Source organism: Kocuria sp. WN036, assembly GCF_002287015.1.
Classification (GTDB): Bacteria; Actinomycetota; Actinomycetes; order Actinomycetales; family Micrococcaceae; genus Kocuria; species Kocuria rosea.
The window spans coordinates 94,729-120,221 of record NZ_NSKF01000009.1 but is presented as its reverse complement, the minus strand read 5'-3'; the positions used below and the strand labels follow the sequence as shown (position 1 = coordinate 120,221).

Here is a 25,493-nt window from a genome sequence, read left to right as displayed (position 1 = left end):
GGATGAGGAGTCCGGCACAGGAGTTCCGCGCAGGAGCCCGTCTCAGTAGACCGGCTGGTCCGGCTCCACCTGCGCCACCCAGGCGAGCACCCCGCCCTCGAGGTGGCGGACCCGCTCCTCCCGCCCGGCGTAGAAGGACCGTAGCGCGGCGAGCGCGGTCGCGGAGCGGGCCCCGGCCTTGCAGTGCAGCACGAGGTCAGCGCCGCGGGCCTCCGGGGGCAGGGCGTCCGCGCCGCGGTCCAGGATCTCCTGCAGGGGCACGGGCACGGCGCCGTCGATGGCCACGAGCTCCCGCTCCCAGTCCTCGCGCACGTCCACCAGGGCGAAGGACGCCTCCCCGCGCTCCCGGCGCTCGAGCAGCCGGGCCAGCTCGGCCGCCCCGACGGTCTCGGAAGCGTCCGCGCCGGGCAGCGCGCAGACCGCGGCGGGCCGGGCCACCGCGGTGACCGGGGCGGCGTCGGGATCCGGGGTGAGCCGCATCTCGCGCCAGGTCATCGCCAGCGCGTCGTGCAGCAGCACCCGGCCGAGCAGGGGCTCCCCGGTGCCGGTGACGAGCTTGACGGCCTCGGTGACCATGACCGCGCCGACGGTGGCGGGGAGCATGCCGAAGACCCCGCCCTCGGCGCAGCTGGGCACCTCGCCGTCCGGCGGGGCCTCGGGGTAGAGGTCCCGGTAGGTGGGCCCGTGCCCGGCCCAGAAGACGCTGACCTGCCCCTCGAAGCGCAGGATGGAGCCCCACACGCAAGGCGTGCCGGTCAGGGCGGCGGCGTCGCTGACCACGTAGCGGGTCGCGAAGTTGTCGGCGCCGTCCAGGACCAGGTCGTACCGGCCGATGATGTCCACGGCGTTGTCCGCGTCCAGCCGGACGGGGTGGATGCGGACCTCCACCAGCGGGTTGAGCGCGGTGACGGCCTCGGCGGCGGAGACGGACTTGGGGCGGCCGACGTCGGCGGTCGTGTGCACCACCTGGCGCTGCAGGTTGGAGACCGCCACCACGTCGTCGTCGACGATCCCGAGGGTCCCGACCCCCGCCGCGGCGAGGTACTGCAGGGCCGGGGACCCGAGCCCCCCGGCGCCGACGACGAGCACGCGGGCGTTCCGCAGCCGCCGCTGGCCGAGGGTCCCGATCCCGGGCAGGGTCAGGTGCCGGGCGTAGCGCTCGAGCTCCTCGCGGGTCAGTTCGGGGCCGGGCTCCACGAGCGGGGGCAGCGGGCTCACGGCCGCTCCCCCACGGGCGCCCAGTCCCCGCGCGGCACGTCCGCCGGGCCGTCAGCCGGCCCGGCACCGGCGGCGTCCGTGTCGATCCGCCCGGCCATCGACGAGGACGCCTGGGCGTGGCGGCGGGCCGGGATGCGCCCGGCACCGGCGGCGAGCCGGCCGGCGAGCACGGCGTGGCGCATCGCGGTGGCCATCGCCACCGGGTCCTGGGCGCGGGTGACGGCGCTGGCCAGCAGCACGGCGTCGCAGCCCAGCTCCATGGCCAGGGCGGCCTCGGAGGCGGTGCCGATCCCGGCGTCGAGCACCACGGGCACGGACGCCCGGGAGGCGATGAGCTCGATGTTGTGCGGGTTGAGGATGCCCAGCCCGGTGCCGATGGGGGCGCCCAGGGGCATCACCGCGGCCGCGCCCAGGTCCTCGAGGCGGCGTGCGACGGCCGGGTCGTCGGAGGTGTAGGCGAAGACCTTGAAGCCGCGGGCCACGAGCTGCTCGGTGGCGTCGAGGAGCTCCACGACGTCGGGCAGCAGCGTGTCCTCGTCCGCGATGACCTCGAGCTTGACCCAGTTCGTCTCGAGGGCCTCCCGGCCGAGCTCGGCGGTCAGCAGCGCGTCCCGGGCGGTGTAGCACCCGGCGGTGTTGGGCAGGATCCGGATGTCGTTGCGCTCGAGCAGCGCGAAGAGGGAGTCGCCCTGGCCGGGGGCGTAGCGGCGCAGGGCCACGGTGGTCAGCTCGGTGCCGGAGGCCAGCAGCGCCTGCTCCAGAGTGTGCAGCGAGCTCAGGCCGCCGGTGCCCATGATCAGCCGGGAGCTCAGCTCGATGCCGTCGAGCACGAGGGGGTCGGGGTGCGGGGCGGTCACGTCAGCCTCCCTGGACGGCGGTGATGATCTCGATGGACTGGCCCTCCGCCACGGGGGTCCGCCGCCAGCGGCTGCGGGGCACGACCGCGGCGTCCACGGCCACGGCCACGCCGAGGCGCCCGCCGTCCAGCGGGGCGCCGTCGGGGCCCAGGGGGCGGTCGACGGTCTCGGCGACGAGGTCGACGACGGTCGCCTCCGCCGCCACGCGGTGCGGGCGGCCGTTGAGGGTGATGGCGGTCATCGGGTGCTCCTGCTCCGGGGCCCGGGCCCGGCGGCGGCCGGCGCGGGATCCCCTGGACGGGCCTCGACGGGGCGGTCGAAGCGGTGCGGGTCGGTGGTGGCGAGGTGCTCGGCGTCGGCCGCCGGATCGGCTCCGGTCCCGCCGTCCACCAGCTGCGCGGCGAGCCGGGCAGCCAGCGGGGCGAGCAGGACGCCGTGGCGGAAGTAGCCGGTGGAGACCACGAGCCCCGGCACCGGCGATCCGTCCGGGTCGCGAACCCGGCCGAGGTACGGGATGTCGTCCGGGGTGCCGGGCCGGGCGCGGGCCAGCACCTCGACCAGCTCGAGGTCGGCGACGCCGGGCACGAGCGCCTGGGCGTCGCGCAGCAGCCGGAACACGCCGCCGGCGCTGGGACCGGTCAGGTCGTCCTCGCGGGAGGTCGCCCCGATCACCACGGTCCCGTCGGCGCGGGGCACCAGGTAGACGGGCACCCCGTGCACCAGGCCGCGGACGGTGCGCCCGAGCAGCTCCGGCGCCCCGGCGGGGACCCGGGCGCGCAGGATGTCCCCGTGCACCGGCCGCAGCGGCGGGTGCCAGTCCTCCGGCAGCCCTTCGAGCTCGCCGAGCCCGGCGCCGGGGGCGAGGACCGTCCAGGTCGCGGAGACCATCCCGCCGCCGGCCAGGCGGACGCCGGTCGCCGCGCCCTCGGCGTTGCGGCGCAGCCCCGTGGCGAGGTCGTGGACGAGGCGGGTCGGTCCGCCGTCGCGCGCGGCCGGGAGCCCGGCGGGCTCCGGGAGCTCCGGGAGGTCGGGCAGTTCCGGGGCGACGAGGGCCGCGAGCAGCCCGGCCACGAGGCGGCGCGGGTCCACCTGGTGGTCGTCGGGGATCCGGAACGCCGCGGACAGCCGCGGGCTCAGGGCCGGCTCGAGGGTGCGGGCGGCGCGCAGGGTCAGCGGCTCCACCGTCATGCCGTGGCGCCCCTGCAGCGCGCGGAGATCCGCCAGGGCCTGCCGGTCCGCGGCGTCCACGCCGCAGACGAGGGTCTCGGTGGCCCGGTGGCCCACCGTCCCGCCGGCGGCCTGCTCGACGGCGGCCACGAACCCCGGGTACTCGGCGGCCGAGGCGGTCATGAGGGGGTACAGGGGCTCCTGCTGGTACTGGACCTCGCTCACCGGGGCGAGCATCCCGGCCGCGGCGCGGCTGGCGCCGGAGCCCGGCTCGGGGTCCACCACGACCACCGAGCGGCCGCGGCGGCGCAGCTCACAGGCGGTGGCCAGGCCGATCACCCCGGCGCCGACGACGGCGACGTCGGCGCGGACGTGCTCGGGCCGGTCGACCAGCGGGTGGGGCGCGGTCGTGGGGGCAGGGTGCGCGGCAGTCACAGGGAACGTCCTTTCCTCCGGCGGCATGACCCGCATCAGGTGTGGCGGTCGGCGCTGGACGCCCTCTCAGCCCCCGGTGGGGCTCCCGCAGAACCGCTGACCTATCATCAGCGTGTGACCCACCCTACCCGTGACGCCTCCGCCCCCGCCGAGTCCTCCCTGCGAGAGACCCGGACGGCCCGCCTCCTCGCCGCCCGGCTGTACGTGTGCACGGACGCCCGCCGGGACCGGGGCGACCTCGAGGACTTCCTGCACGCGGTCTGTGCCGGTGGCGCGGACGTCATCCAGCTGCGGGACAAGAGCATCGACGCGGACGAGGAGATCGCCGCGCTGGAGCTGCTGGGCCGGGTCGCCGCCGAGTACGACGCCCTGTTCGCGGTCAACGATCGCGCCGACATCGCCGCGCTCGTGGGCGCCGACGTCTTCCATGTGGGCCAGCACGACCTCAGCCCTGTCCAGGCCCGGCGGCTCCTGGGCCCCGACGTGCTGATCGGGCGCTCCACCCACGACCTCGGACAGGCCACGGCGGCGCTCGAGGACCCGGACGTCGACTACTTCTGCACCGGGCCCGTCTGGGCCACGCCCACCAAGCCGGGGCGCCCGGCCACCGGGCTGGAGTTCGTCCGCGCGGTCGCCGAGCTGACGGAGGCCCGGCTGGACGCGGACCCGGAGGTCCTGCCCGTGCCGTGGTTCGCCATCGGCGGCATCGACGAGCCGCGGCTCCCGCAGGTGCTGGAGGCCGGGGCGCGCGGCGTCGTCGTCGTCCGCGCCGTCACCGAGGCCTCCGATCCCCGCACCGCCGCCGGGCAGCTGCGCGGTCTGCTCCCCGCCTGAGCCCGGGGCGGTCCCCCGCCCGCCTCACCGTCGGCTCCCCGCCGCCGTCCAGCACGTTCTGAGAGCATGGACGCAGGACGACGACGGAGAGGTGGCCCATGGACCCCGAGCTCGACCCCCAGGTGCGGCACGCGGTGGAGCGCCCCGCGGAGACCGCCCGCGGTCCGGAGGACGCGCAGCTGCGCGTCCGGCTGGCCGGTGAGCCCGCCCGCCGCGCCCTCGGAACGCACTGGGAGCAGGGCCTCCCGGAGGACGCCGCCCCGAGCGACGACCGGCTCGCCGCCGCCGTGCTGCTCGCCACCCTCTTCGGCGACACCTTCTGGCTGGAGCGCGCCGCCCGGCTGCCCAGCGACGTGCCGGGGTGCCCGTCCGCGCCGCCGAGCGGGCTGCTGGAGCTGACCCGGGTGCCGGGCGCCCGGGCGGCCCTGGCCGCCGTGCTCGAGCGCCCGCTGCTGACCGGGCTCCTGGAGTGGGGCACCAACCCCCTGCCGGAGCAGCCCCCGCTGGCCGTGGCGCGGGCCGCCCGGGACCTGGGCATCCCCGACGACGGGCGCGTCTACAAGGTGGTGCGCCGCCGCGCCGAGCGCTTCCTGGCGCGGGAGCACGACGGGTCCGAGCCGCTCGAGCAGTTCGTGACCCTGCTGAACGAGGCGGAGCGGGGCCACCGCGAGGACGGGCCCGTGCTCTCGGGCGAGACCCTGCCGCCGGCGGCTCCACCGGCGCCGGGTCCGACCGCGGGGTCCTCCTCCGCAGCCGGCCCGGCCGCCGACGGTGGCATCCGCCCGGCCACGCCCCCGCCCGGCGCCCCTCCGGCGGGCTCGCCCGAGAACCCCCAGTGGGGGGTGAGCCCCGCGAGCCCGGCCCCGCCGCCGCCAGGGCCGCTTCCGGGCCAGTACCCCGGACCCGGGGCACCCGGCCCGGGCGGTCCGGGATACGGCACCCCCGGGTACGGCCCCGGGGACCAGCGGCCCGGAGCACCGGGCGCCAGCACCCATGGCGCCTCCGGGCCGGTGTTCGGGCCCGGCCCCGGCGGGTGGCCGCCGCGCCCGGCCGAACCCGTGGAGGACGACTCCGACAACCTCAAGGCGTGGGGGTTCGTCTTCCTGGGCATCCTGGCGGTGATCGCCGCTCTGATCTTCATCCTCTGAGCCCACCGCACCATCATTTACTTGCACAGGAAAGCTTCTGGGGCTATTCTTGGGGACATATCAACCAGTGCGCCGCCCCTGCCGACGGAGAACCCCGCGATGCCGATCTTTCCCCAGAACCCCGCTCCCCAGAGCCTGACGAAGCGCCCCGCCGAGGACCTGCTGTCCGCGGACACCCGGATGGGCGCGGTGGAGCTGCTGGTCTCCGACCTGGACACGATGGTCGCCTACTACTCGGACGCCGTCACCCTCGACGTGCTCGCCCACGCCGGGGACACCGCGGTCCTGGGCCGGGACGGCCGGACGGTCGTGCGGCTGCGCCAGGTCAAGGAGCTCCCGCCGGCCCGCCGCGGGCAGGCCGGTTTGTTCCACACCGCAGTGGTCTTCGACGACGAGCCGGCCCTGGCCGCAGCGCTCGCGTCCGTGGCGACCGTGGCGCCCCGCTCCTTCACCGGCAGCGCCGACCACCTCTACAGCCAGGCCTTCTACTTCGACGACCCCGAGGGCAACGGGGTGGAGCTCTACACGGACCGTCCCCGCGAGACGTGGCGGCGGGAGCCCACCGGCCTGCTGACGCTGGCCTCCAACCCACTGGACCCGAACGGCTTCCTGCAGGAGCACCTGGCCGAGCAGGGCGGGCGGCCCCCGGCGCCGCCGGCCACCCTGGGACACGTACACCTGCAGGTGGGTGACATCCCGCTGGGCCGGCAGTTCTACGTGGACGTGCTGGGCTTCGAGGTGATGAGCGACATCGGCTCCGCCCTGTTCATCGCCGCCGGCGGCTACCACCACCACATCGCGCTCAACACCTGGCAGAGCGCCGGGGCCGGCCCGCGTGCGGCGTCGCTGGGGCTGGGCCAGGTCAACATCGACCTGCCGGACGCCGACGACGTCGCGGCCCTGGCGTCCCGGCTCGCGGACCACCGGATCCCCACCCGGCACGACGGCGCCGTGCTGCGCTTCGAGGACCCCTGGAACACCCTGATCCAGGTGGGCGTCGCGGCGTAGTCCCGGCCCGGCGCGGCGTCCGCGCCCGCCCGCCGGCGGCGCCGTGCTCGACACCGGCGGGTGCTCACCGGCACCCCGGCCCGCCGGTAGGTTGGGCCTCGTGCCCGGGGCGCCCGGGCACCGAGGGCGTGCGGCGACACGGCGGCCGCCCGGTCCGAGAGCGAGGAGCAGGGCATGGGCGAGAAGGACGACACCACCGGCAAGGACTTCGACGAGGCCGTCAACATGACCGCAAAGCAGCTGTCGACGTGGCTGGACACCGACGAGTCCACCTCGGTGGGCCAGGACGACGGCGGGGAGTCGGTGGGCCACCGCTCCGGGCGCCGGATCGTGGAGATCCTGCAGAAGCCGAAGGGCGAGCGCACCGAGGCCGACCACGAGCACATGCGCAAGGTGGTCGGCTACGTCCACCGCCACCTGGCCCAGCGCCCCGACGGGGACGTGCGCGAGACCCGGTGGCGCTACTCCCTGATGAACTGGGGCCACGACCCCCTGAAGGACTGAGCCAGAGGGCCCGCCCGGCACCGCCGGGCGGGCCCGGCCGCCCCGGCGGGCATCCCGGAAAATATTGCAGTTGTGCAAAACTTGCAGAAGTGCAAAAATATGGGCGTGAATGACGACTCCCCTCCCACCCTGCGCGCCCGCAAGAAGGCAGAGACCTGGTCCGCGATCCACGAGGCGGCCGCCGCCCTCGCGGTGCAGCACGGGGTGGAGGGCACCACGGTGGAGGCCGTGGCCGCGGCGGCCGGCGTCTCCCCGCGGACCTTCTTCAACTACTTCCCCGCCAAGGAGGACGCCGTCCTGGGCATGCGGGCCCCCTCGCTGGACCCCGAGCTGCTGGACGGCTTCTCCCTCGAGCACGACCTGCTGGGCCAGGTCTCGCGCCTGCTGCTGGCCGTCTCCCGCAGCGCCTACGCGGGACGGGACGCCGAGCGGCGCCGGAGGCTGCTGCTGGACCACCCGAGCCTGGGCCGCCGCCGGCACGAGCTGATGCTCGAGGCCGAGGCCCTGGTGCGCCACACCCTCGCGGAGCTGCTGGCCCGGGACCCCGCGTGGTCGGCCGGGATCGGTGAGCACCGCGTGGACGAGGTCGCCCGGATGCTGGTCCTGCTCGGCGGCGTCCCGCTGCGCTTCGCCATCACCGCCGAGGGCTACTCCCCGGCGCACGGCCTGCCGACCGAGGACCACGAGTCGGCGCTCACCCTCCTCCACCGTCTCCAGGAGAAGCTCGCATGACCCGCGCCCCCGCCCACCGCGCCGCACCGGGCTCCGGCTCCCGGCACCTCGCGCTGCTCTTCGTCGGCCTGATGCTCTCCATGCTGCTGGCCGCGCTGAACCAGACCGTCCTCAGCACGGCGCTGCCCACGATCGTGGGCGAGCTCAACGGGGTCGACGAGATGCTGTGGGTGATCACGGCCTACATCCTGGCCTCGACGATCATGATGCCCGTGTACGGCAAGCTCGGGGACCTGATGGGCCGCAAGCCCCTGCTCCTGGGCGCGATCCTGGTGTTCATGGCCGGCTCCGTGGTCGGCGCGCTCGCCGGCACCATCGAGGTCCTCATCGCGGCTCGCGCGATCCAGGGTCTCGGCGGCGGCGGGCTGATCATCCTCTCCCAGGCCGCGATCGCCGACGTGGTCCCGGCCCGGGAGCGCGGCAGGTACATGGGCGTCATGGGCGGGGTGTTCGCGGTGTCCTCGGTGGCCGGGCCGCTGCTCGGTGGCTTCTTCACCGAGGGGCCCGGCTGGCGCTGGGTCTTCTGGATCAACATCCCGCTCGGGCTGCTCGCGTTGGCCGGGGCCGTCCTGTTCCTCAAGCTGCCCCGGCACAGCGGCCGGCCGCGCCTGGACATCGGCGGCATGGTGCTGCTGGCCGTGGCCACGACCTGCCTGGTCCTGTTCGCCACCTGGGGCGGCGGCAAGTACGCCTGGACCGACCCCGTGATCCTCGGCCTGATCGCCGGGACGCTCGTGACCGCCGCGGCGTTCGTGGCCGTGGAACGGCGCACCGCCGAGCCCATCATCCCGATGCACCTGTTCCGCGAGCGCAACTTTGTCCTCACCACCCTCGCCGGGCTGCTCACCGGCGTGGCGATGTTCGGGGCCCTCGGCTACCTGCCCACCTACCTGCAGATGGTCTTCGGCGTCGACGCCACCCGGTCCGGGCTGCTGATGGTGCCGATGATGGGCACGATGCTCGTCACCTCGGTGCTCGCCGGTCAGGCCGTGAGCCGGACCGGGCGCTACAAGTGGCTGCCGGTGACCGGCAGCGTGATCGTGGCCGCCGCCATGGGGCTGCTCGCCACCCTGACCTCCGAGCAGGGGGTGTGGCACGTGTGCCTCTACATCGCGGTCCTCGGCCTGGGTCTGGGCCTGTCCATGCAGGTGCTCGTGCTGATCGTGCAGAACACCTTCCCCCTGCGCCAGGTCGGCACGGCCACCGCGGCGAACAACTTCTTCCGCCAGATCGGCGCCACCCTCGGCTCGGGAGTGGTCGGCAGCGTCTTCGCGAGCCGGCTGGCCGAGCTGATGGCCGAGCGCGTCCCGGCGGCCGCGCTCGAGGGCGGCGCCGGCGGGGCCAACTCGCTCACCCCCGCCGTGGTCGCGTCCCTGCCGCAGGCGCTGCAGGACCCGATCGTGACCTCCTACAACGACGCCCTGACGCCCATCTACCTGTGGATCATGCCCCTGGGCCTGCTGGCGGCCGCCGTGCTGTGCTTCGTCGCCGAGGAGCCGCTGGCCACCACGATCGAGCAGGACGTCGAGCCGGAGGCCCTCGCCGAGGGCCGCTTCGTGGTCACCGCCGACGAGCCCGCCGCGCCGCGCGTCGACGACGAGGACCGGGACGCCGACGACGACGCGCGGGACGCCCGCGATCCGCGCGAGGACCCGGCCGCTCTCGAGCCGGCCGCCGCGGCGCGCTAGCCGGGACGCGGAGCGCTCCGTAGGCTGAGGACGGCGCACGGCCGGCGGCCCCGGGGCGCACGCGCACCGGACCGGACGAGCTCCGGAACCGACGAGCAGAGGAGCAGCGGATGAGCCTGAACAAGGGCACCAGGGTCACGTGGAACACCCCGCAGGGCAGGACCGAGGGGAAGATCGTCGAGAAGAAGACCGAGGACTTCGAGCTCGACGGACGCACGTACCGCGCGAGCACGGACGATCCGCACTACATCGTGGAGTCCGACAGCTCCGGGGCCCGCGCGACCCACAAGGCGGACGCCCTCACCGAGGCCTAGCCGGAGACCGGCCCCGCCGCGGGCCCGAGGACGGGCGCGGCGGCAGTCGGGCGGGACGCGGCGTTCAGCCGCGGACGCCGGGAGTGCCCCAGACGAACGGGCCGAAGGACGGGCCGGCCGGTTCGAGGTACTCGACGTCGGACGCCGGGACCAGGGCGCCCGGGCTGTACCCGTCAGCCTCGCAGCGCACCAGGACGACCATGCCCAGCTCGACCGGGTCGTAGGGCGCGCACAGCACCATCTCGCCCGCCCGCAGGTTCAGCCCCGCGCGGTCGGTGCGCATCCGGTAGCGCGCCACGTGGGAGACGGTGATGGACGAGATCGGGTCGACCACCGGACCCACGCCGATGCCGGGGAGGACGTCGAGGGGTCCCGTGTCGTCGGGAACAGGGGTCAGTTCGGAAAGGCTCATGGCGGGGATCTCCAGTCGTGCGAGCGCATCGGGAGCTGCAGAAGGTCCCGGTGCCGGGCGGGTGTGCTCGACCACGCTGTCCCTTCCCATGATAGAGAGCCACGTCACACAGGGGAAGAGTCCTTCGCATCGGTCCACGGCCCGCCGGCCGCGGTGCACGAACTTGCAGACGCCGGCGTCCCAGCCGTCGCCGGGCGTCACAGAGTCACAGTTCCCGAGCACGTGACCCCTTTCTGACTTGGGCGGACAGGCGACACAGCCGAGTGTGACGCACGGAACGCCCCGAGGTCTGCGCCGCGGCCCTGCCGCGCGCCTACATTCACTGACATGAGCTACGAGGGGTCGATGCCGTGATCACGATCAACATGAACAACGCCGCGCTCTGCCGGCTGGAGCAGCAGGACCGGGGGCGGCCCGGCGCGCTGCCGGACCGGCGGTCCACCGCCGCGGGCACCGGCCCGCTGGACGCCCGGAAAACCGTCCGGGAGACCACCCTGCGGCCCGAGGCGGCGCCTCCGATGCCGGAGCACACCAGGGGCTGATGCCCCCGATCCGGCTCAGCGGCTGCCGACGAGACCGGACGCCCGCAGGGCGCCGAGGTGGGCCTGGCGGCCGGCGCCGACGATGCCGGCGGCGTTGCGCAGCTGCGCGGGGGCCACGCGGGCGCGCAGCCGCAGGTGCGGCAGGAACTCCTGGTGCCGTTCGCTGATGCCTCCGCCGAGGACGATGAGATCCGGGGAGATCAGGCGCTCGAGGTGGGACAGGTAGCGCTGGAGCCGGTCCGTGTAGGTCGGCCAGTCCAGGGCCTCCTCCATCCGGGCGGAGGCGCCGGCCCAGCCGTCCACGTCCCGGCCGTCCAGCCACACGTGGCCGAACTCGCTGTTGGGGATCAGCTCCCCGTCCAGGAACAGCGCCGAGCCGATCCCGGTGCCCAGCGTGATCACCAGCACCGTCCCGCTCGCGCCCCGGGCGGCGCCGAAGCGCACCTCGGCCAGCCCGGCGGCGTCGGCGTCGTTGAGCACCGCGACCTCGCGCCCCAGTCCGGCGGCGAGCAGCTCCCGGGCGTCCGTGCCGATCCAGGAGTCGTCGAGGTGGGCGGCGGAGCGGGCGATGCCGTGGTCGATGATCGCCGGGACGCCCACGCCGACCCCGGCCAGGGGCCCGCCCGGCCCGGGCGCGCGCTCCAGCTTCTCCAGGACCCCGCGCAGGACGGCCACCACCGCGGCCGGGGTGGCCGGCGCGGGCGTGGGCACCCGGCGCACCGGGCCCACGGTGGTGCCGCGGACCGGGTCCACCACCGCGTACTTGATGGTCGTTCCGCCGATGTCCACCCCGAGGCAGCGGGCGTCGTCGTCGCCCCCGGCGGAGACGGGCGGGACGGTCGGGGGCGTCCGGACGGACGGCAGGGCACAGGTCATCTCACGGTCCTGGATCGAGGCGGGGACGGCGCGCCCTCGAGCGGGCGGCGCCTGTTCGACTGTACAACCGGGCGGGGACGGCAATTATTCGCACCGGCCCCGCCACCCGTCCGGCGCCACCGTCCCGCCCCGGGCGTTCCCTAGAATCGAGGGGTCCCGGTCACCCCGGCGAGCGCCCGCGCCCCGCCCGGCGCCCCGGCGTCCCGCCGCCTCTCGAAGGGCTTCCCCGCATGACCACTCCCACCACCGCCGCGTGGCCCGTCCCGCCGAGGACCACCAACCGGGTGCTGCTCGCCTGCTGGCTCGCGATCCTGGCCGAGGGGTACGACGTCGGCGTGCTCGGCGCCGTGCTGCCCGCCCTCGCGGAGCACCGGGAGTGGGACCTCACCCCGCTGGAGCTCGGCGGCCTCGGCTCCTACGCCCTCGTCGGCATGCTCATCGGGGCCATGGTCATCGGCACGCTCTCGGACCGGATCGGCCGGAGGAGGATGCTGCTGGTCTCGATGGCCATCTTCACCACCATGCAGCTGGGCGCCGCGCTGGCCCCCACCCCGGAGGTCTTCGGGCTCTTCCGGCTGCTCGGCGGCCTGGGCATGGGCGGGATCATCCCGGTGGCCGCGGCCCTGACCATCGAGTACTCGGCACCGCGGCGCCGGTCCTTCAACTACGGCGTGATGTACTCCGGCTACTCCCTCGGCATCCTGGCCGCCGCGCTCGTGGCGATCGTCCTGCTGCCCACACTGGGCTGGCGCTGGGTGGTCGGCGTCGGGTTCCTGCCCGTGGTCCTGCTGCCGCTGGTGGCCAGGCTGCTGCCCGAGTCCCTCGAGTACCTCATGGGCAAGGGCCGCCGCGAGGAGGCCGCCCGCCTGGCCGCGCGGCTGCACGTGACACCGTTCGTCGAGGGCGACTGGACGCCGGTGCGCTCCGAGGAGGCGAAGGCGCGGTCCGTGGGCTGGAAGCAGTCCCTGGCGGCGATGTTCTCCGGCGGCTACCTGACGGCCACGGTGTTCTTCTGGGTCTCCCTGTTCTGCGGCATGGTCCTGGTCTACGGCCTCAACACGTGGCTGCCCTCGATCATGCGCTCGGCCGGCTACGAGCTCGGCCCGGCCCTGACGTTCCTGGTGGTCTTCAGCCTCGCCTCGGCCATCGGCGGTATCGCCCTGGGCCGCGCCGCGGACGCCTACGGCAAGAAGCTGATCCTGGTGGTCTTCTACCTGCTGGGCGGGGCGGGGATCCTGCTGCTCATGTTCCCCAACAGCATCGTGGTCAACTACGTGTTCGTGGCCCTGGCCGGCATCGGCTCGATCTCCACCTCGCTGGTGCTCACCGGCTGGGTCGCCGAGTACTACCCCGCCCACTCCCGTGCCACCGCCACCGGCTGGGCCCTGTCCTTCGCCCGCATCGGCGCGATCTCCGGCCCGCTCATCGGGGGCTGGATCGGCTCGATGGCCCTGCCGTTCCAGTGGAACTTCATCGTCTTCGCCGCCGTGGCCCTGGTCGCGGCCGGGTCCGTGGCGCTGATCCCGCAGTTCCCGGGCCCGGCCGGACCGGTCGCGCGGCGCAGGCGGCCGGGGCGCGCCGCGACGGCACCGGCGGCGCCGGGCCCCTGACCCGAGCGGCCCGCCGTCCGGGCGCCCCGGCCCCGTCCGCACCGCACACGGCCCCGTCCGCACCGCACACGGCCCCGTCCGCACCGCACACGGCCCCGTCCGCACCTCACCCGGCCGGGTCGGGACCGGCCCGGCCGTCCGCGTGCAGGTGGGCGCGCTCGCCGTCGTGGTCGAGCACGGTGAGGATCTCCACCGGTCCGCCCTGCGCCACGATGGCGTGCGGGACCATCGTGGAGAACTGCGCCGCCTGACCGGCCTCGACCACGATGACCCGCTCGCCCAGGTGCAGACGGGCGGTCCCGGAGAGCACGGTGAACCAGTCCCGGCCCGGGTGCACCGCCAGCCGGTCCGGTGCGGGGCGCGGACCCGGCAGGATGCGCATCTTGGCCACGGTCATCCCGTGCAGGGCCCGCTCGGAGGACAGCAGCCACGTGGTCAGCCCCGGCGTGCTGCTGGGCTGCGGGCGGATCACCACGTCCTCGTCCTCGGGGGACTCGACGAGCTGGTCGAGCGAGGTGTCGAGCGCCCGGGCGATGGGCACCAGCTGGTCGAGAGCGATTCTGCGGTGCCCGGTCTCGAGCCGGCTCAGCGTGGACGGGCTGAGGTGGCACCGGGCCGCGAGCGCGTCCAGGGACCAGCCGCGCGCCAGCCGGAGACCGCGAATGCGGCGCCGAATCACAGCGTCCAGGTCGAGTTCTTGCGTCATGGGCAAGAGTGTATGCCTTGAAGGCATTCCCCGCCTACCGTGGAGGCATGACACCGCACGACTCCCCGCACCCGACGGCGGGGCACCACACCCACCCCGAGCAGCACGACGACGACGGACTGGCCGAGCTGCTCGAGCTGGACGCCGAGATCCTGGGCCCGCTGCTGGAGGACGTGCTCGACTGGGTCGCCCAGCACGTCTACGGCACACCGGGCACGGTCGCGGACATCGGCGCAGGCACCGGGCCCGGCAGCCGGCTCCTGGCCCGCCGCTTCCCGTCGGCGCAGATCGTCGCGATCGACCGGGCGGCACCGAGGCTCGAGCGGCTCCGCGCCGCGGCCGGCGCACCGGGCCCGTCCGACCGGATCCGCACGCTGCAGGCCGATCTGGACACCGCCTGGCCCGAGGTCGGGGCGGTCGACCTCGCCTGGGCGGCCTCCTCGCTGCACGAGCTCGCAGCGCCGGACCGGCTGCTGCGCGAGCTCCATGCCGGGATGCGCCCCGGCGGACTCCTGGCGGTCGTGGAGATGGATGCGCTGCCGCGGTTCCTGCCCGAGGACATCGGGATCGGCCGCCCGGGCCTGGAGCGCCGCTGCCACGAGGCCCTAGCCCGCGCGGACTGGAACGCCGTGCCCGACTGGGGACCTCGCCTGGAGGAGGCCGGCTTCCGGCCGGCGGGGCGGCGCCGGTTCGGCGTCGAGGCGCGGCCGGCCCCGCCCGGCACGGGGCGCTGGGCGGATCTCTCGTTGCGCCGCGCCCTCCCGGTCCTCGCCGGCCGGCTGGCCGCCGACGACCTGCTCGCCCTCGAGCACCTGCTCACCGAGGACTCCCCCGGCGCGGTCCTGCACCGGGAGGACCTGGTGCTGCGCGCCGGACGCATCGTCTGGGCGGCGCACCGGGCATGAACCACCAACACGAGAGGAAACAGACCATGAACAGCATTTCCGCGTACGACGTCGTCGTCGTCGGAGGCGGTGCGGCCGGCCTGAGCGCCGCCGTCGCCCTGGCGCGCTCCCTGCGCTCAGTGGTCGTGGTGGACGCGGGCGAACCCCGCAACGCCCCGGCCGGCGGCGCGCACAACCTCCTCGGCCGGGAGGGGATCCCGCCGCTCGAGCTGCTGGCCGCCGGCCGGCGGGAGGCGGAGCAGTACGGGGCGGAGATCCTCCGGGACCGCGCCGTCACCGCCCGGGCGGAGGAGGAGGGGTTCACGGTCGGTCTCGCCGGCGGCGGCGTGCTGCGCGCGCGGCGGCTGCTGCTCGCCACCGGACTGGTCGACGAGCTGCCCGACGTGCCCGGCGTGGCCGAGCTGTGGGGGCGGAGCGTGCTGCACTGCCCCTACTGCCACGGGTGGGAGGTCCGCGGACGGCGCATCGGCGTGCTCGGCGCGGGACCCATGAGCATCCACCAGACGCTGCTGTTCCGGCAGCTCAGCGAGGACGTCACCTTCTTCCCGCACCGGATGCCCGATCCCGGCCCCGAGGCCTGGGAGCAGCTCTCCGCCCTCGGGGTGGGGGTGGTCGAGGGGACCGTGCAACGGCTGCGCTCCGACGGGGACGTGCTGCGCGCCGTGGTCCTCGACGACGGGCGGGAGGTCCCGGTGGACGCCCTGGTCGTGGCGCCCCGGTTCGCGGCCCGGGCCGAGCTGTACGAGCAGCTCGGCGACACCCTGACCGACCACCCGGCCGGGGCGCTCATCGCCACGGGCCCGATGGGCGCCACCGGGATCCCCGGGGTGTGGGCGGCCGGCAACGCCGGCGACCTCTCGGCGATGGTCTCCTCCGCGGCGGGGGCGGGGGTCGGCGCGGCCGCGGCGATCAACGCGGACCTCGTCGCCGAGGAGGCGGCCGCCGCCGTGCGGGCCCGCCTTTCAGGCGCGCCCGGGACGCCCCGGCGCGCCTGAGGGCCCAGGGGGCGGCGCGGGGACGGCCCGCCCGGTCAGTTCCGCGCCGGGTGGGGCTCGACCAGTTCGACGACGACGCCGCGCTCCCGCATCTCCGCCACCTGGTCCGCGGGGGCGTCCGGGGTGGTGACCAGCGTCCAGGGCAGCGGCAGGCTCGCCCACGCGTGGAACGGGCGGAGCCCGATCTTGGCGCCGTGCGCGAGCACGTACACATGCGTGCTGCGCCCGGCCATGATCTCCTTCAGGCGGGTCTGCAGGTGGTCCGCCTCGCAGATCCCGTGCTCGGCCGTCACGGCGTCGGCGCCGAGGAACACGCGGTCGAAGGTCATCCGGTCCAGCCCGAGCTCCGTCAGCGGACCGTAGAAGCTCTGGCTCGTCTCCCGCAGCTGCCCGCCCAGGCAGAACAGCCGGATGCCCGGGCAGCCGTTGAGCTCCTGCAGCGTGTTGATCCCGATGGTGGTGACATCCAGGTCCTGGTGGCCGCGCAGCCGGTGGGCGAGCGCACCGACCGTCGACCCGCCGTCGAGCAGGACGTGCTCCCCGGGGCGGACCCGGGCGGCGGCCCAGCGGGCGAGCGCCTGCTTCTCCTCGTAGGCCTCCCCCACCCGCTGCCGCAGGGACGCCTCCGGGTGCGGGTCGAGGGGCATGGCGCCGCCGTAGGTGCGGGCCAGCCGCCCCTGCTCGTTCAGCAGCGCGAGGTCCCGCCGGATGGTCGAGGCCGTCACCTGGAAGCGGGCCGACAGCTCCTCGACGGAGGCCAGGCCGCTGGTCTTCGCCAGGTCGTAGATCTGCTCGCGCCTGGCCTTCGCCGGCAACGTCATGGGGGGCTCCGCTCGTCCTCGGGAGGCTCGTCCGGTCAGCGGGTCGCCATCTCGGCGGCCTGGTGGAGTGCCTCGACCATGCTACGAGAGTCGGCGATGTTCTTGCCCGCGATGTCGAACGCGGTCCCGTGGTCCACGGAGGTGCGGATGACGGGCAGGCCCACGGTGATGTTGACGCCGGCCTCGATCCCCAGGACCTTCACGGGCCCGTGCCCCTGGTCGTGGTACATGGCCACCACCAGGTCGTAGTCGCCGCGGCCCGCCAGGAAGAACAGGGTGTCGGCGGGCAGCGGGCCCACCGCGTCCACGCCGTGGGCGCGGGCGGCCTCCACACCCGGGGCGATCTTCTGGGCCTCTTCGTCGTAGCCGAACAGGCCGTTCTCCCCGGCGTGGGGGTTGATGGCCGCCACTCCGATCTTCGGCTCAGGAATGCCGGCCCGGACCAGCGCCTCGTGCCCGCGCTCGATCGTGCGCTGCACCAGGCCCGGTTCGATCCTGGCCACGGCGTCGATCAGACCGATGTGGGTGGTGACGTGGATGACCCGCAGCTTCGGGGTGGACAGCATCATGGAGACCTCCTCGGTCTCCGTGAGGGCGGCCAGCAGCTCGGTGTGCCCGGGGTAGAGGTGCCCGCCGGCGTGCAGGGCCTCCTTGTTCAGCGGGGCCGTGCAGATGGCCTGCACCTTCCCGGCCATGGCCAGCTCGGAGGCCACCTTGATGTACTGGTAGGCCGCGTCCCCGGCCACCGGGGACAGCTCGCCCCAGGGGAGGTCCTCGGGCAACAGGCCCAGGTCGATCACGTTGACGGTGCGGCTGTCGAAGACGGCGTCCTCGACGTCCTCGACGGAGCGGATCTCGACGGTCGCGCCGATGCTCCGGGCGGCCGCGCGCAGGCGGGCCGCGTCACCGACGACGACCGGGCGGCACTCGGCGAGGATGGACTCCTCCACGACGGCGGCCACGGTGACCTCGGGACCGATCCCGGCGCCGTCGCCCATGGTGACGGCGACGTAGGGGAGGCTCGAGGCGGAGTCCTGCCGGTGCGGTGCGGTGGCCACGGAGGCGGAGACGGTGCTCATGAGGGGACCTTTCGGGTGGAGTGCTGGAGGGACTGCATGGCGGTGAGGATGTCGAGGAGGCTGGTGGGGGCCCCGTAGCTGCCGGGGCGGGTGGTCACGAGGCGCCCGCCGGCGGTCGTGCTGACCACCGCTCCCGGGTGGGCCTGGACGAGGGGGTGGAGCGTCGTGATGCCGAGCGCGGTCAGCACCGCCTGGGCGGTCTCCCCGCCGCTGAGCACGAGGTGCCGGTCGCCGTGGTGCCGCACCGCCAGGGCGGTGAGCGCCGCCGTCACGTCCCCGGCCCGGGCCGGGTCCACGGGGCCCTCGACGAGCACGGCGAGCGTGCCGTGCTCGTCGACGGGGTGGTCCGCGACCCGGTCCGGCGGGAGCCGGAGCACCGGCACGCCGGCGGCCTCGAGCAGATCGGCCTGCCGGCGCGCGGCGCTGCTGGCGGTGCCGAGGACGAAGAGGGTGTCCCGGCGCGCGGGGCGTGCCGGCGACCCGCCGGCGTGCGGGGTCCCGAGGGGGAGCCGGGCGGCGGCGGCCGCGGCCAGGCCCGCGGCGCCGGCCAGGACGAAGCCCTGCGCGAGGCCGGCGGCGGCGATCCGGTCCAGGTCGGCCGCGGACTCGGCGTCGCACACGGCCACGGCCCCCTCCTCGGCGCTCCGCCGCAGGGCGACCGCCAGGTGCCGGCCGCGCACCGTCGCCAGGTCGAGGTGCCGGGTCCTGGCCGGGGCCAGCTGTTCCGCCACGGTGGCGGCGGGCGGGCGGGCCTCCGCGTGCCACAGCCCGGTCTCGGAGAGAGGGACTCCCTCCACGACCAGCACCCCGTCCCGCACCGTGCGGCCGAGGGCCGGGACGGCCGGGCAGAACAGGACGGGTGCCACGTCCTGCGCCCCCTGCAGCTGCGGGCCGACGGGGCCGCGGAGCAGGGAGTCGAACTTCAGGAACAGCTGCCGGCCCTTGCCCGCGGGAGCGGCGGCCAGGGCCCGGCGCAGCTGCTCCCGGGCGGTTCCCCCCGGGAGGCGGCGGCTGTCCGTGTCCACGACCGTGACGTCGTCGTCCCCGGCGGCGTGCGCCGGCACGGTGAGGTGCACGGTGACCGACCGGGACGGCGAGTCCTGCACGTCGCGCGCATCCTCGGCCGCGGAGCGGTCGGGCAGTCCCGCGAGCAGGGCCGCCACCTCGGCGGCGCCCGACAGGTCGTCGGCCAGGGCGAGCATCCGCATTCCGGCACCTCCTCATCTTCGTTTGTTTGCGTGTTTCACGCTAAGGGAGTTGCGCACTTTGCGCAAGTGTGGAAACGTGACCGACGCGACACCACAACTTCTCGGCTCCGGGACGCGCCAGCACGACGAACGGACCTCACCGGTTGTGGGCATGCGTTGCCGACCCATCCAACACGTCGAGGGAGACTGTTGTGTCCAGCACCACCGAGACCCGCGCGGCGGGCCGACTGAACCTGGCGGATCCGTACGAGCTTCGCCCGGAGGACGTCCGGGAACCACCCCGCACTCTTCGAGGCCGGTCCCGTTACCTCGGCCCCGGACTGATCCTCTCCGCCGCCGTCGTCGGCTCCGGAGAGCTCATCACCACCACCGCACTGGGGGCTCAGGCGGGCTTCGTCCTGCTGTGGTTGGTGATCATCTCCACCGGGGTCAAGGTGTGGGTGCAGATGGAACTGGCTCAGTGGGCCATCCTCTCCGGAAAGACCGCGCTGGAGGGCTACAGTCAGGTCGGTCCGCGCACGCAGCGCGGCAGCTGGATCAACTTCCTGTGGGTGTTGATGGACGTCGCCAAGGTCCTGCAGCGCGGGGGCATCATCGGCGGCGCCGTGGCGGCGGCGTCCATCATGTTCCCCGTCGGCAGCGAACCGTTGGAGATGCCCTCCCTCGTCTTCTGGACCGTCGTCGTCATGGCTTCGGTGATCACACTGCTCATCAGTGGTCGGTACGGCGTGGTGGAGCGAGCAGCATTCGTGGCCGTCGTAATCTTCACGCTCATCACCGTGGCCCTCGCGCTCGGCCTCCCGTTCACCCCGTATGCCTATGGGGGGTCCGAGCTCATGGACGGTCTGAGCTTCTCGCTGCCTGCCGGGGCCCTGGGTTTCGCGGTCGCCATGTTCGGGCTCACCGGGGTGGGCTCCGACGAGATGACCACCTACACCTACTGGTGCCTGGAGAAGGGCTATGCCCGCTGGACCGGCCCTGAGGACGGCACCGAGGAACGCGCTCGCCGCGCCGAGGGGTGGATGAAGGTCATGCGCCTCGACGTGCTCGTCTCCTGGGTCATATGCACACTGTGCACGCTGTCCTTCTACGTGATCGGTGCTGCCGTCCTCCACCCCCAGGGCCTGGTCCCGGCGGGCAACGAGATGATCGCCACCCTCTCCCGCATGTACACGGACACCATGGGCCCGGCCGGGCACTGGATCTTCCTCATCGGCGCGTTCGGTGTCCTCTATTCCACCCTGATCGCCTCGACTGCCTCCGTGCCGCGTCTGTGGACCAACACCCTCGCGATCCTCGGCTTCTTCGACTGGAAGGACGTCGCCCGACGTCGACGGATCATCTCGACGCTCACCGTCGTCATGCCACTGATCTGGGCGGCCAGCTTCCTGGTGATCAAGTCCCCGGTGATCATGGTCATGATCGGGGGCATGGCCTCCGCGGTCTTCCTCGTCGCCGTGGTCATCGCTGTGTGGGTGCTGCGCCGCCAGGTTGATCGGCGCTTCCGCAGCAGCCCGGCTTGGACCGTGCTACTCATGCTAAGCAGCATCGCGATCGCCTCCATCGGCATCTACTCGGGCCTCGAACTCTTCGGCCTCGGCCTGGAGTGACCGACGTGCCCACGATGCGCAGACCGCGCGTCGTAAGAACCCCTGACACAACGGACGAGAGGATCCCCGTGGAGGTCTTGATCACCACGCCCAGCTTCGGCAAGCAGTCCGCAGAGCCGTGGGAGGCGCTGGCCCGGGCCGGCCTGAGCCACCGGTCGCCCTCAGGGGTGCACCCCCTCGACGCGGCACAGCTCTCCCACGAGGTCGCGAGGAGCTCCGCGCTGATCGTCGGCCTCGACACCGTCGACGCCGCGGTCTTCGCCGCTGCTCCTCACCTCAAGGTCGTGGCCAAGCACGGCGTGGGCGTGGACAACATCGACTGTGCAGCGGCCGCGGCGGCCGGCGTCCGTGTGGTCAACGCGCCCGGATCCAACTCCGGCGCGGTGGCGGACCTGACGCTCGGCGCCATGATCGCAGTGGCCCGACGGCTCGTGCCCGCGCACCTGTCGATGCTGGACGGGCGCTGGGACCGGTTCCCCGGCGTGGAGCTGGCCGGGCGCACCCTCGGACTCGTCGGATTCGGCCGCATCGGCCAGGCGGTCGCCAAACGGGCCCATGCCTTCGACATGACCGTGGCCGCCTATGATCCCTATCTTCCCGCAGAAGTGTTCACGACCCACGGTGTGAGCCAGGTCGAGCTGGCCGAGTGCGTGGCAGGTGCGGACTTCCTCAGTCTGCACATGCCCGGCGCCCCTGGTTCGACCGCGCTGCTGGACGCCGTCCTCCTGGGCTCCATGAAGCAGGGCTCCTATCTGATCAACGCCGCGCGCGGCGGACTCGTCGATGAGGCCGTCGTGGCGACCATGCTGACCCAAGGGCATCTCGCGGGAGCCGCACTCGATGCTTTCGCCAGCGAGCCGCTTCTTCGGGACGCCCCCTTGCTCACCGCTCCGAACGTCCTTCTCACGCCGCACATCGGCGCCTACACCGACCGCGCCAATGCCGCCATGGGCACCATGGTGGTGGCAGACATCGCCCGTGTCCTGCACGGCGAGGAACCCCTCAACGCTGTCGTATGACGACATCGACTCCGTCCCGACCCGACCACCCAGGAGAGACCCACACCATGGAGACCGTCCACCTCAACGGCACTGCCACCCCGATGTCCACGCTGGTGCTGGGCACCATGACCTTCGGCGACACCGTGGAGCGGGACGCCGCCGCCGCGATGCTGGACGCCGCCCTGGAGGCCGGCGTCACCGCGGTGGACACCGCCAACGGCTACGCGGGCGGCGCCACGGAGACGATGCTCGGCGACCTGTTGGCCGGCCGCCGCGAGGGGGTCGTGCTCGCCACGAAGGCGGGCATGCCGCACCCCGACGCCGGGGCGCACTCCCCCCTGTCCGAGCGGGGCCTCCGGCTCGCCCTGGAGGGCAGCCTCCGGCGGCTGCGGACCGAGCGCGTGGACCTCTTCTACCTCCACCAGCCGGACCGCCGGGCGAGCCTCGACGAGACCATGCAGACCGTCGCGGCCCTCGTCGAGGAGGGCCGGATCGGCGCCCTGGGGGTCTCCAACTTCGCCGCCTGGCAGATCGCCGAGGTCAACGCGGCGGCCGACCGCAACGGGGCGCCGCGCCCGGTCGTCGCCCAGCAGCTCTACAACCTCCTGGCCCGGCGGATCGAGGAGGAGTACGTCGAGTTCGCCCGGACCACCGGGCTGCACACCATGGTCTACAACCCGCTGGGCGGCGGCCTGCTCACCGGCAGGCACCGCTTCGACGCCGCCCCGGAGGACGGGCGGTTCCAGGGCTCCCGCCTCGCGGAGATGTACAAGGAGAGGTACTGGGACGAGCAGCTCTTCGACGCCGTCGGCCAGCTCTCCCGGATCGCCGACGACGCCGGGATGCCGCTGATCGAGCTGGCGCTGCGCTGGCTGGTCTCCCGTCCCGCCACGGGCTCGCTGCTGCTGGGCGGGTCCAAGCCGCACCAGCTCACCGCGAACCTGGAGGTGCTGGCCCGCGGCCCGCTCGAGGACTCCGTGCTGGAGGCCTGCGACCGGGTCGGCTCGGCCCTGCGCGGCCCGATGCCCGCCTACAACCGCTGAACCCGAACCCACCGGACCGAAAGACAGGCACTCCCGTGAACCACCCCGCACACGACGTCATCCGCAAGGCCAGGAACAAGGAGGTCACGCTCGGCTACTGGTCGGTCCTCGACTCCCCGATCTCCAACGAGCGGCTGGCCATGACCGGCTACGACTACATCGCCCTCGACGGCCAGCACGGCCTGATGGGCTACTCCGGGATCCTGCACAACCTGATGGCGGTCGACGCCGGGCACGGCCCGGCGGGCATCGTCCGGGTCGAGGCCAACAACGCCGCCGTGATCGGCCAGGCCCTCGACGCCGGCGCCCGGGGCGTCATCGTGCCCATGGTGGACACCGCCGAGGAGGCCGCGGCGGCCGTGCGCGCCGCCCGCTACCCCGGGACCGGCACCCGCTCCTACGGCCCCATGCGCTCCGGCCTGCGGGTGGGACCCGTGCCGGCCGAGGCGGACGCGGCGGTCCTGGTGCTCGTGATGATCGAGACCCCGCAGGGCCTGGCGAACGTGGAGGAGATCTGCGCCGTCGAGGGCGTGGACGGGGTCTACATCGGCCCCTCCGACCTGTGCCTGGCCGTCGGCGGGAGGTTCCCCAACGACCCCGAGGTGAAGGACGTCTTCGACGCCGCGATCGACCGCGTGCTCGCCGCGGCCCGGGCGGCCGGCAAGATCCCGGCGATCCACACCCCCGCCGGTGAGATCGCCCGGCAGCGCATCGCGCAGGGCTTCACCTTCGTCACGATCGCCTCGGACCTCACGCACCTCGAGCAGGCGGCCCGGCAGCACCTCGACGCCGCGCGCGGCTGACCGGACGACGAACGGAGGGCCTGCCCCGGATCCCGGGCAGGCCCTCCGTTCGTCGTCGACGCCGTTGGAATCGGCAGTGCCTACAGGGAGGCCCCGCCGCAGACGGTCAGCACCTGACCGGTGAGGGACCTGCCGTGCGGACCCAGCAGGAACCCGGTCAGCGCCGCCACGTCCCGGGGGTCCACCAGCTCGCCGAGCGGCGGCACGGCCGGCGGGACGGCCGCGCGGCCGGGGTCGTGCAGCATGGGGGTGTCGGTGGGGCCGGGGGCGACGACGTTGACGGTGATCCGCCGCGGCGCCAGCTCCATCGCCCAGCTGCGGGACATGCCGACCAGGGCCGCCTTGGTGGCCGCGTACTGGCTCTTGCCGGCCGCCCCGGTGGCGGTCCGGCTGCCGATCAGCACGATCCGGCCCCCGTCCTCGATCCGGTCCGCGAGCGTGTCCACCAGCGCGGAGGCGGCCTCGACGTGGACGGCGAGCATGCCCCGCAGGTCCTCGTCCTGCATCCCGCCCAGCGGCTGGGCCCGCTGGAACCCCGCGGCGTGCACCACCGCACGCAGGGGCCCGACGTCCGCCACCGCGGAGCGCAGCTCCCGGGTCCGGGAGAGGTCGGCGTGCCGCCATGTGAGGTCACCAGTCAGCTCCGGCCGGCGCCGGCTGAGCCCGGTCACCCGCCAGCCGTTCCCCAGCAGCTCCTGGGCGACGGCCCGGCCGATCCCTGAGCTGCACCCGGTGACCAGGGCGTGCGGCGCCCTCACACCCCGGCCCGGTCCAGCTCGAGCCGCACGTACTTGATGGCCTGCCGGTGGTAGGTGTAGGCGATGTGCAGCGCCCCGTCCGGGCCCTGGTGGATGCTGGGGTAGGAGAACTCCCGGTTCAGCCCCTCCCGCGAGTTGTTGGACAGGCAGTACCCGTCCCCCACGTCGAGGTCCCGGAGCACGCTCCAGCTGCGCCCCTCGTCACCGGAGAGGGCGAGGGTTATGGGGGCCCGGGGGGTGCCCCAGAACGCAGTGCGCTCGCCGTCCACCGGGACCGGCTCGACGGCGGCGGCCTGCTCGGGCGCCAGTCCGTCGTCGTCGATCTCGTCGTAGAGGGACAGGCGCCGCTCGGTGGAGGCCTCGGCCCGCCGGTGGTTGTAGATCAGGGCCAGCCGGCCGTCGGCGAGCCGGACGTACTGGATGGAGGAGTTGTTGTTGGGCAGCTCCGTGGGGGTGGGCGCGTCCCACGTCTCGCCGCCGTCCCGGGAGCGGGAGGAGTAGATGGCATCGGCCCAGCGGCTGCGGAACAGCGCCAGCAGCGTGCCGTCGGCGAGCTCCTGGACGTTCATGTGCACGCACCCGGTGCTGTCCGGCAGCAGCACCTGGCGCCAGGTGACCCCGGCGTCGTCGGAGATCATGACCGCGCTGTCGTCGAGGTCCCCCACCCACTTGCGCCCGGGCACCGAGAGGCAGCGGAAGACGGGGATGATCCACCGTCCCGAGGACAGCACCACCGGGGGCTGGCGCACGAAGACGCCCCCGGCCTCGCTCGGCGGGAACAGCGTCTCGACGGGGCCCCAGGTCTCGCCGCTGTCGGAGGAGATCCGGCGCCGCACCTCCGCGGTGTCCTGGTTGCCGGCGTGCTGGGCGGTGTAGAGCAGCCAGAGCTCGCCCTCGGGGGTGGGGAACAGGATCGGGTTCTGCTCGGAACGGGTGGGGTCGTCGGAGAGCTGCCGGGGCGCGGACCACTCCTCGGCGCCCGGGGCGAGGGTGGAGAACCACACGCTGATGTCCGGGACGCCCTCCTGGGTGCCGCCGAACCACACGCAGCCCAGCCGGCCGTCGGGCAGCGTCATCAGGTTGGCCGCGTGGCTCTGCACGGTGGGGGCGGGCAGATAGGCATAGGTGAGGTCGCCCTCGGGGCGCAGCCGCCCGTCGGTGGTGATGGTGTCGTAGGCGCCGGTCGTGGTGCTCATGGCAGGGGGTGTCCTCTTCTGGT

The 25,493-nt window shown here is 74.1% G+C and carries 27 protein-coding genes and 1 riboswitch; of the genes, 15 read left to right on the top strand and 12 right to left on the bottom strand.

Features of this window, described 5'->3' with window-relative positions; all coding sequences use genetic code 11:
- Nucleotides 1–42 precede the first annotated feature (42 nt).
- The 4 genes from moeB to CK505_RS07945 form a co-directional block, all read right to left on the bottom strand.
- Nucleotides 43–1,218, bottom strand: coding sequence for a molybdopterin-synthase adenylyltransferase MoeB (gene moeB, locus CK505_RS07960; protein ID WP_176475309.1), 1,176 nt, complete (start codon nucleotides 1,216–1,218; stop codon nucleotides 43–45).
- A complete protein-coding gene (locus tag CK505_RS07955; protein WP_095650723.1) occupies nucleotides 1,215–2,075 on the bottom strand; it encodes a thiazole synthase in 861 nt (286 codons plus the stop codon). Before CK505_RS07955 ends, moeB begins: the two co-directional genes overlap by 4 nt.
- Nucleotide 2,076: 1 nt before the next feature.
- A complete protein-coding gene (gene thiS / locus CK505_RS07950; RefSeq protein WP_095650722.1) occupies nucleotides 2,077–2,316 on the bottom strand; it encodes a sulfur carrier protein ThiS in 240 nt (79 codons plus the stop codon).
- Nucleotides 2,313–3,677: an FAD-dependent oxidoreductase gene (locus CK505_RS07945; RefSeq protein WP_095650721.1), complete on the bottom strand. Its 1,365-nt coding sequence runs from the start codon at nucleotides 3,675–3,677 to the stop codon at nucleotides 2,313–2,315. Before CK505_RS07945 ends, thiS begins: the two co-directional genes overlap by 4 nt.
- Nucleotides 3,673–3,776, bottom strand: a riboswitch (TPP riboswitch). Its footprint overlaps the gene before it by 5 nt.
- Nucleotides 3,777–3,881: 105 nt before the next feature.
- Between CK505_RS07945 and thiE the strand changes: the two genes are divergently transcribed.
- From thiE to CK505_RS07910, 7 genes are all read left to right on the top strand, one after another.
- Nucleotides 3,882–4,511, top strand: coding sequence for a thiamine phosphate synthase (gene thiE, locus CK505_RS07940; protein WP_241975700.1), 630 nt, complete (start codon nucleotides 3,882–3,884; stop codon nucleotides 4,509–4,511).
- Nucleotides 4,512–4,609: 98 nt separating this feature from the next.
- Complete coding sequence (locus CK505_RS07935; RefSeq protein ID WP_095650720.1) at nucleotides 4,610–5,659, top strand: hypothetical protein; 1,050 nt, start codon at nucleotides 4,610–4,612, stop codon at nucleotides 5,657–5,659.
- Nucleotides 5,660–5,758: 99 nt separating this feature from the next.
- Nucleotides 5,759–6,667, top strand: a complete 909-nt coding sequence (locus CK505_RS07930; RefSeq protein ID WP_095650719.1) for a VOC family protein — start codon at nucleotides 5,759–5,761, stop codon at nucleotides 6,665–6,667.
- Nucleotides 6,668–6,841: 174 nt separating this feature from the next.
- The gene (locus CK505_RS07925) at nucleotides 6,842–7,171 is read left to right on the top strand and encodes a DUF3140 domain-containing protein (protein WP_095650718.1); all 330 of its coding nucleotides are present in this window, start codon (nucleotides 6,842–6,844) and stop codon (nucleotides 7,169–7,171) included.
- Between the two features lie 105 nt (nucleotides 7,172–7,276).
- Nucleotides 7,277–7,903 carry a TetR family transcriptional regulator gene (locus CK505_RS18670; protein ID WP_255250915.1) on the top strand — a complete coding sequence of 209 codons (627 nt, stop codon included), beginning with the start codon at nucleotides 7,277–7,279 and terminating at the stop codon, nucleotides 7,901–7,903.
- Entirely contained in the window at nucleotides 7,900–9,591 is a 1,692-nt protein-coding gene (locus CK505_RS07915; RefSeq protein WP_095650717.1) for an MDR family MFS transporter, read from the top strand. The genes CK505_RS18670 and CK505_RS07915 overlap by 4 nt, the downstream gene beginning before the upstream one ends.
- 110 nt (nucleotides 9,592–9,701) lie before the next feature.
- On the top strand, nucleotides 9,702–9,905 hold the full coding sequence (locus tag CK505_RS07910) for a DUF2945 domain-containing protein (protein ID WP_095650716.1): 204 nt from the start codon (nucleotides 9,702–9,704) through the stop codon (nucleotides 9,903–9,905).
- 64 nt (nucleotides 9,906–9,969) lie between these two features.
- On the opposite strand, the gene CK505_RS07905 is transcribed toward CK505_RS07910, so the two are convergent.
- Nucleotides 9,970–10,317 (bottom strand): hypothetical protein, encoded by a 348-nt coding sequence (locus CK505_RS07905; protein WP_017831906.1) that lies wholly within the window; start codon nucleotides 10,315–10,317, stop codon nucleotides 9,970–9,972.
- Between the two features lie 350 nt (nucleotides 10,318–10,667).
- Here CK505_RS07905 and CK505_RS07900 point away from each other — a divergent pair, with 350 nt between their 5' ends.
- On the top strand, nucleotides 10,668–10,859 hold the full coding sequence (locus CK505_RS07900; RefSeq protein WP_035930325.1) for a hypothetical protein: 192 nt from the start codon (nucleotides 10,668–10,670) through the stop codon (nucleotides 10,857–10,859).
- A gap of 15 nt (nucleotides 10,860–10,874) precedes the next feature.
- Here CK505_RS07900 and ppgK read toward each other — a convergent pair whose 3' ends face one another.
- Nucleotides 10,875–11,735 (bottom strand): polyphosphate--glucose phosphotransferase, encoded by an 861-nt coding sequence (ppgK, locus tag CK505_RS07895; RefSeq protein ID WP_017831904.1) that lies wholly within the window; start codon nucleotides 11,733–11,735, stop codon nucleotides 10,875–10,877.
- Nucleotides 11,736–11,965: 230 nt separating this feature from the next.
- On the opposite strand from ppgK, the gene CK505_RS07890 reads away from it, so the two are divergent.
- A complete protein-coding gene (locus CK505_RS07890; RefSeq protein WP_095650715.1) occupies nucleotides 11,966–13,345 on the top strand; it encodes an MFS transporter in 1,380 nt (459 codons plus the stop codon).
- Nucleotides 13,346–13,451: 106 nt separating this feature from the next.
- Here CK505_RS07890 and CK505_RS07885 read toward each other — a convergent pair whose 3' ends face one another.
- On the bottom strand, nucleotides 13,452–14,051 hold the full coding sequence (locus CK505_RS07885) for an XRE family transcriptional regulator (protein WP_095650714.1): 600 nt from the start codon (nucleotides 14,049–14,051) through the stop codon (nucleotides 13,452–13,454).
- A 47-nt stretch (nucleotides 14,052–14,098) separates the two neighbouring features.
- Between CK505_RS07885 and CK505_RS07880 the strand changes: the two genes are divergently transcribed.
- Both CK505_RS07880 and CK505_RS07875 read left to right on the top strand, forming a co-directional pair.
- Nucleotides 14,099–14,956: a trans-aconitate 2-methyltransferase gene (locus CK505_RS07880; RefSeq protein ID WP_095650713.1), complete on the top strand. Its 858-nt coding sequence runs from the start codon at nucleotides 14,099–14,101 to the stop codon at nucleotides 14,954–14,956.
- 26 nt (nucleotides 14,957–14,982) lie between these two features.
- Complete coding sequence (locus CK505_RS07875; RefSeq protein ID WP_095650712.1) at nucleotides 14,983–15,951, top strand: NAD(P)/FAD-dependent oxidoreductase; 969 nt, start codon at nucleotides 14,983–14,985, stop codon at nucleotides 15,949–15,951.
- A gap of 35 nt (nucleotides 15,952–15,986) precedes the next feature.
- On the opposite strand, the gene CK505_RS07870 is transcribed toward CK505_RS07875, so the two are convergent.
- Genes CK505_RS07870 through CK505_RS18660 form a run of 3 tightly spaced genes read right to left on the bottom strand, consistent with a single transcriptional unit; the run spans nucleotide 15,987 to nucleotide 19,059 of the window.
- Nucleotides 15,987–16,772 (bottom strand): DeoR/GlpR family DNA-binding transcription regulator, encoded by a 786-nt coding sequence (locus CK505_RS07870; RefSeq protein WP_095650711.1) that lies wholly within the window; start codon nucleotides 16,770–16,772, stop codon nucleotides 15,987–15,989.
- A gap of 35 nt (nucleotides 16,773–16,807) precedes the next feature.
- Nucleotides 16,808–17,851: a 4-hydroxythreonine-4-phosphate dehydrogenase PdxA gene (gene pdxA / locus CK505_RS18665; RefSeq protein WP_217987535.1), complete on the bottom strand. Its 1,044-nt coding sequence runs from the start codon at nucleotides 17,849–17,851 to the stop codon at nucleotides 16,808–16,810.
- Nucleotides 17,848–19,059, bottom strand: a complete 1,212-nt coding sequence (locus CK505_RS18660) for a four-carbon acid sugar kinase family protein (RefSeq protein WP_217987534.1) — start codon at nucleotides 19,057–19,059, stop codon at nucleotides 17,848–17,850. Before CK505_RS18660 ends, pdxA begins: the two co-directional genes overlap by 4 nt.
- A 191-nt stretch (nucleotides 19,060–19,250) precedes the next feature.
- Here CK505_RS18660 and CK505_RS07860 point away from each other — a divergent pair, with 191 nt between their 5' ends.
- From CK505_RS07860 to CK505_RS07845, 4 genes are all read left to right on the top strand, one after another.
- Nucleotides 19,251–20,669 (top strand): Nramp family divalent metal transporter, encoded by a 1,419-nt coding sequence (locus CK505_RS07860; RefSeq protein WP_176475308.1) that lies wholly within the window; start codon nucleotides 19,251–19,253, stop codon nucleotides 20,667–20,669.
- Nucleotides 20,670–20,737: 68 nt separating this feature from the next.
- Nucleotides 20,738–21,688, top strand: a complete 951-nt coding sequence (locus CK505_RS07855; protein ID WP_217987533.1) for a phosphoglycerate dehydrogenase — start codon at nucleotides 20,738–20,740, stop codon at nucleotides 21,686–21,688.
- Nucleotides 21,689–21,735: 47 nt separating this feature from the next.
- On the top strand, nucleotides 21,736–22,713 hold the full coding sequence (locus CK505_RS07850; RefSeq protein WP_095650710.1) for an aldo/keto reductase: 978 nt from the start codon (nucleotides 21,736–21,738) through the stop codon (nucleotides 22,711–22,713).
- Nucleotides 22,714–22,748: 35 nt separating this feature from the next.
- A complete protein-coding gene (locus CK505_RS07845) occupies nucleotides 22,749–23,516 on the top strand; it encodes an HpcH/HpaI aldolase/citrate lyase family protein (RefSeq protein ID WP_095650709.1) in 768 nt (255 codons plus the stop codon).
- Nucleotides 23,517–23,596: 80 nt separating this feature from the next.
- Here the strand turns inward: CK505_RS07845 and CK505_RS07840 are convergent, their stop codons facing one another.
- On the bottom strand, nucleotides 23,597–24,274 hold the full coding sequence (locus tag CK505_RS07840) for an SDR family NAD(P)-dependent oxidoreductase (RefSeq protein ID WP_217987532.1): 678 nt from the start codon (nucleotides 24,272–24,274) through the stop codon (nucleotides 23,597–23,599).
- A complete protein-coding gene (locus tag CK505_RS07835; RefSeq protein WP_095650708.1) occupies nucleotides 24,271–25,470 on the bottom strand; it encodes an exo-alpha-sialidase in 1,200 nt (399 codons plus the stop codon). Before CK505_RS07835 ends, CK505_RS07840 begins: the two co-directional genes overlap by 4 nt.
- Nucleotides 25,471–25,493 lie beyond the last annotated feature (23 nt).

Excerpts from the sequence above, each read along its gene's own strand:
- thiS (WP_095650722.1), bottom strand. The coding sequence starts at position 2,316 with ATGACCGCCATCACCCTCAACGGCCGCCCGCACCGCGTGGCGGCGGAG.
- CK505_RS07935 (WP_095650720.1), top strand. The coding sequence starts at position 4,610 with ATGGACCCCGAGCTCGACCCCCAGGTGCGGCACGCGGTGGAGCGCCCC.
- CK505_RS07930 (WP_095650719.1), top strand. The coding sequence starts at position 5,759 with ATGCCGATCTTTCCCCAGAACCCCGCTCCCCAGAGCCTGACGAAGCGC.
- CK505_RS07925 (WP_095650718.1), top strand. The coding sequence starts at position 6,842 with ATGGGCGAGAAGGACGACACCACCGGCAAGGACTTCGACGAGGCCGTC.
- CK505_RS07915 (WP_095650717.1), top strand. The coding sequence starts at position 7,900 with ATGACCCGCGCCCCCGCCCACCGCGCCGCACCGGGCTCCGGCTCCCGG.
- CK505_RS07910 (WP_095650716.1), top strand. The coding sequence starts at position 9,702 with ATGAGCCTGAACAAGGGCACCAGGGTCACGTGGAACACCCCGCAGGGC.
- CK505_RS07905 (WP_017831906.1), bottom strand. The coding sequence starts at position 10,317 with ATGAGCCTTTCCGAACTGACCCCTGTTCCCGACGACACGGGACCCCTC.
- ppgK (WP_017831904.1), bottom strand. The coding sequence starts at position 11,735 with ATGACCTGTGCCCTGCCGTCCGTCCGGACGCCCCCGACCGTCCCGCCC.
- CK505_RS07890 (WP_095650715.1), top strand. The coding sequence starts at position 11,966 with ATGACCACTCCCACCACCGCCGCGTGGCCCGTCCCGCCGAGGACCACC.
- CK505_RS07885 (WP_095650714.1), bottom strand. The coding sequence starts at position 14,051 with ATGACGCAAGAACTCGACCTGGACGCTGTGATTCGGCGCCGCATTCGC.
- CK505_RS07880 (WP_095650713.1), top strand. The coding sequence starts at position 14,099 with ATGACACCGCACGACTCCCCGCACCCGACGGCGGGGCACCACACCCAC.
- CK505_RS07875 (WP_095650712.1), top strand. The coding sequence starts at position 14,983 with ATGAACAGCATTTCCGCGTACGACGTCGTCGTCGTCGGAGGCGGTGCG.
- CK505_RS07870 (WP_095650711.1), bottom strand. The coding sequence starts at position 16,772 with ATGACGTTGCCGGCGAAGGCCAGGCGCGAGCAGATCTACGACCTGGCG.
- pdxA (WP_217987535.1), bottom strand. The coding sequence starts at position 17,851 with ATGAGCACCGTCTCCGCCTCCGTGGCCACCGCACCGCACCGGCAGGAC.
- CK505_RS18660 (WP_217987534.1), bottom strand. The coding sequence starts at position 19,059 with ATGCGGATGCTCGCCCTGGCCGACGACCTGTCGGGCGCCGCCGAGGTG.
- CK505_RS07850 (WP_095650710.1), top strand. The coding sequence starts at position 21,736 with ATGGAGACCGTCCACCTCAACGGCACTGCCACCCCGATGTCCACGCTG.
- CK505_RS07835 (WP_095650708.1), bottom strand. The coding sequence starts at position 25,470 with ATGAGCACCACGACCGGCGCCTACGACACCATCACCACCGACGGGCGG.